Origin of the sequence: Mucilaginibacter sp. (assembly GCF_028288105.1) — a bacterium.
GTDB lineage: Bacteria > Bacteroidota > Bacteroidia > Sphingobacteriales > Sphingobacteriaceae > Mucilaginibacter.
In genome coordinates this window covers 1-3,540 of sequence record NZ_JAQBOI010000166.1, presented here as the reverse complement: position 1 = coordinate 3,540, position 3,540 = coordinate 1, and the positions used below count along the sequence as shown (strand labels likewise).

The 3,540-nt window shown below is 42.0% G+C and carries 3 protein-coding genes; 2 read left to right on the top strand and 1 reads right to left on the bottom strand.

Annotated features, from left to right (window positions below):
- On the top strand, positions 1-984 hold a 984-nt coding region (locus JWQ85_RS11560; RefSeq protein ID WP_299468051.1), incomplete at its 5' end, for a glycosyltransferase family 2 protein.
- Positions 984-2,564, top strand: coding sequence for a hypothetical protein (locus JWQ85_RS11555; RefSeq protein ID WP_299468049.1), 1,581 nt, complete (start codon positions 984-986; stop codon positions 2,562-2,564). The genes JWQ85_RS11560 and JWQ85_RS11555, both read left to right, overlap by 1 nt.
- A 185-nt stretch (positions 2,565-2,749) precedes the next feature.
- Here the strand turns inward: JWQ85_RS11555 and JWQ85_RS11550 are convergent, their stop codons facing one another.
- A complete protein-coding gene (locus tag JWQ85_RS11550; RefSeq protein ID WP_299468047.1) occupies positions 2,750-2,983 on the bottom strand; it encodes a hypothetical protein in 234 nt (77 codons plus the stop codon).
- Positions 2,984-3,540 lie beyond the last annotated feature (557 nt).

Here is a 3,540-nt window from a genome sequence, read left to right as displayed (position 1 = left end):
AAAAACCTGGATTTCCCTGCCATATTTGAGGTAATAGTGGTGCCTTTTCACATGCCTAAAACCAAACCAAAGGCATGTAACTACGGCCTGCACTTTGCGCGCGGCAAATATCTAACCATTTACGATGCAGAGGATATCCCCGATACCGATCAGCTTAAAAAAGTAGTGTCCTTATTTGGCAAATTGCCAGACGAATACATTTGCGTACAAAGCGCGCTAAACTACTTTAACCGTAACGAGAACTTTTTGACCCGGATGTTCACCCTTGAATACTCCTATTGGTTTGATTACATGCTTCCGGGGTTGGATACATTAGATATCCCTATCCCTTTGGGTGGTACAAGCAATCACTTTAAACTGGAAGAGCTAATTGAACTTGGCGCATGGGATCCCTTCAACGTAACCGAAGATGCCGACCTTGGCGTTCGTGCTTATGCAAAAGGTTATAAGATCGCCATCATCAACTCCACTACATATGAAGAGGCCAACAACGAACCCTTTAACTGGATTCGCCAGCGAAGCCGCTGGATAAAGGGCTATATGCAAACCTACCTGGTACACATGCGCAACCCGGTTGCCCTGTGGAAAGAAATTGGCTGGAAAGGGTTCCTGGGTTTTAACTTTTTTATCGGGGCAACGCCGGTTACCTTCCTGGTATATCCACTGCTGCTAACCTTCTTTATATGCTATGTTGTGTTTGATCTTTCCAGCATCCGTACCCTGTTTCCAGATTGGGTGCTGTTCATGTCTATATTTAACCTTATGGTAGGCAATATCCTTATGATATATATAAACATGATAGCGGTGTTTAAAAGGCGTTATTACGAGTTAATATTGTTTGCAATAGCAAACCCTATATATTGGCTAATGCACTCTGTAGCCGCTTATAAAGGCTTATATCAGTTGATAGTAAAACCCTTTTACTGGGAAAAAACCAATCATGGTTTAAGTAAAGTTAACAGCCCAACAAACATTGTAAAATAATGAAGCTAACGGGTACCATATTCCTATCTATACTTGCCTTTATATTGGTTATTTATTACCTGGTATGCGGCATATATTTAAACAACCTGGGGTATTACAACCACGAGTCGTTATTCTATATCGAAAAATCTAAAATAGTTTTCGAAGGATTAGGTAACCGCCTAAAAGTAATGGGCCTAACATCCCCCATACTACCATTCTATGCTACTTTTTTATTTAACATATTTAGCACTACACTGGCGCCGGTATTGGCTTCGGCCGTGGGTACTGCCGCGCTGTTTTACATAATAGCTACAACAGTAGCCAAACGCCTTAATGACGATGGTTACATATGGCTCTTACTTATCCTGTTTCTGTTCCATCCGGGTATAATTTACACCGCGGCTTCTGGTAAAAGCATATATCTTGTACTTATCTTTTTCTTCCTGTTCTTTCTTAACCTGTTTAAGTTTTACCGGTCAAACACAACCTTCCACGTATCTATTGCCAGTTTATGCCTGGTCATATTAATATTTTGCGATTATAAGTTCATCTGGCTTACCCTTTTCTTTATACCGCTGGTGTTATCTATCACCATAAACAGCTTAAACCTGGGCGAGCAGGAATCAATTTTCAGGCTGTTCATAAGCTTCAACAGCCCGTCTTTAAGGCGTAAGCTCATCAATAAAACATTCGCGCTTTACATCATATTGTTCAGCTTGCCCCTGGCAGCCGTGCTATGCTACAAGTTGCTTAACCTTACCCACGCAAATGATCTTAATTACTTTGCGGAAAGCCCCTATGCCACATGGAACGTATTAATAGATAAACTAAGTTTCGATCAGTTAACCACCAACACTAATTACAAAATACCCGAAACCTCTATCCTGCTATCGGCACGTGTGGTACTGTTTTGCCCCATGATACTTATTGCCATGTACCTTTTTAGGGAAAGTACCTACCAGGTATTAACCATACTCATCCCTTTCGCGTTTATCGAATTTCTGCACATTAAATACGATAAAGTATTTTTGGCTTACCAGTACTACATGATATTTTTAATACTGGCCTATTTATGTGTAATTTTTAAAGCCCATACTATTAAAAACCACAAGAGTTTTAAAATACTGCTCCTGCTAACCGTATTGGTGCAGCTGTATTTTGGCTGGTACTATTTAAGAACATCATCCATAGCCGAAGAGCAAAACTTTGCAAACGCCTTTTTTAACCGCCAGCAAGATAAGACCCAGGCAGACAATGTAGATGTGGCCAACTATCTTAACAGCCTGCCAACCGAATCGCACGTGTTGCTTGACGATGCCATTGCTTACGGTATAGTGGCCTTTACCCATGATATAAAGCCCGTTATAATACCCTACGAAAGTAACTTCCTGAGTGCTTTGGAGTCGCCCGATAAGTATGTGGATTATATAGTAGTGGCAACCGCCAAAAACATAGTATCCGGTTACACACAGCTTAATGAAAAATACATCTTTAGCGTTAAGCGCACCATTCCCAATGTAAACTTCCGCAAGGTATTTGAAACCGACGATTGGATAGTTTACCGCGTGATCACCAATCGCAGCGGTAATACGTTGTAAAAGGTATTTTTAGTAAATCAGCACCAGCATTTCATAGGTTATGGTAGCCCCGCTATACGCTCATACGCCCGCAGGCATTAGGTGCAAGAGGGCCGGTATCCGCTGCTATCGGGTTTAGGGTAGTCCGTTCGCAGGTATGGGATTGGCGGACAGGATGGACAGCCCTGCATTATATTAAGCAATAATTAATGACGAACAATGTCTGCCAGCTCGCTCACATCCGTTTTCGCTTTTTTCGCTTGTTTTCTTTTTTCCTTTAGGTAATCCTGAGCGCTCTCTTTAAGTTCGGCCGCAGCTGCGTCTATATCTGCTTTGCGTTTAATATACAGGTATACAATGGCCCCTGCAAAAATTGCCCCGAGCGCCAAACCTGCTATTAATTTATTGCTGTTATCGTGTTTTTTAAATGGATTTTTCATGGTATATGTTTTTTAAAACAACACACCGATTAAAGTTTAGTTCTGTTTTGTTGAAAATAGACGGGTTGCGCCTGTCCGGCCATCCACGAATGGGCTTGGTAGTGTTGGGGTATGAAGTTAGCAGTTTATAGTTGGCAGTTTGCTGCCTTGTCGTCCTGAACTGTTTCAGGATCCATAAGTAAGGTTACAGGAGGTATACGGGTTATATTGTAACTACCAAAAGTGGTGGCGTTATATTGTCAGTAGGCATTATAGCAATACACTGATTATAAGGATATTGACAATGTTCACGGGTGTTCACGGCCGTGAACGTGAACGCTTGGGGAGGATAGTCGGAAAGACGGGGAGCCAGCTAAGACCGGAAGAAGTTCTGTGATCATCCGTTCCGTCTTACGGACTTGCGGACTTTCTGTCTTACGGACAAAAAAGATTCCTAAACAAAGAAACCCGTTATCTTTTGGATAACGGGTTTAACTTTAAGATTGGGCACCGACCTACTCTCCCACATTTTACTGCAGTACCATCGGCTCTGGCGGGCTTAACTTCTCTGTTCGGAA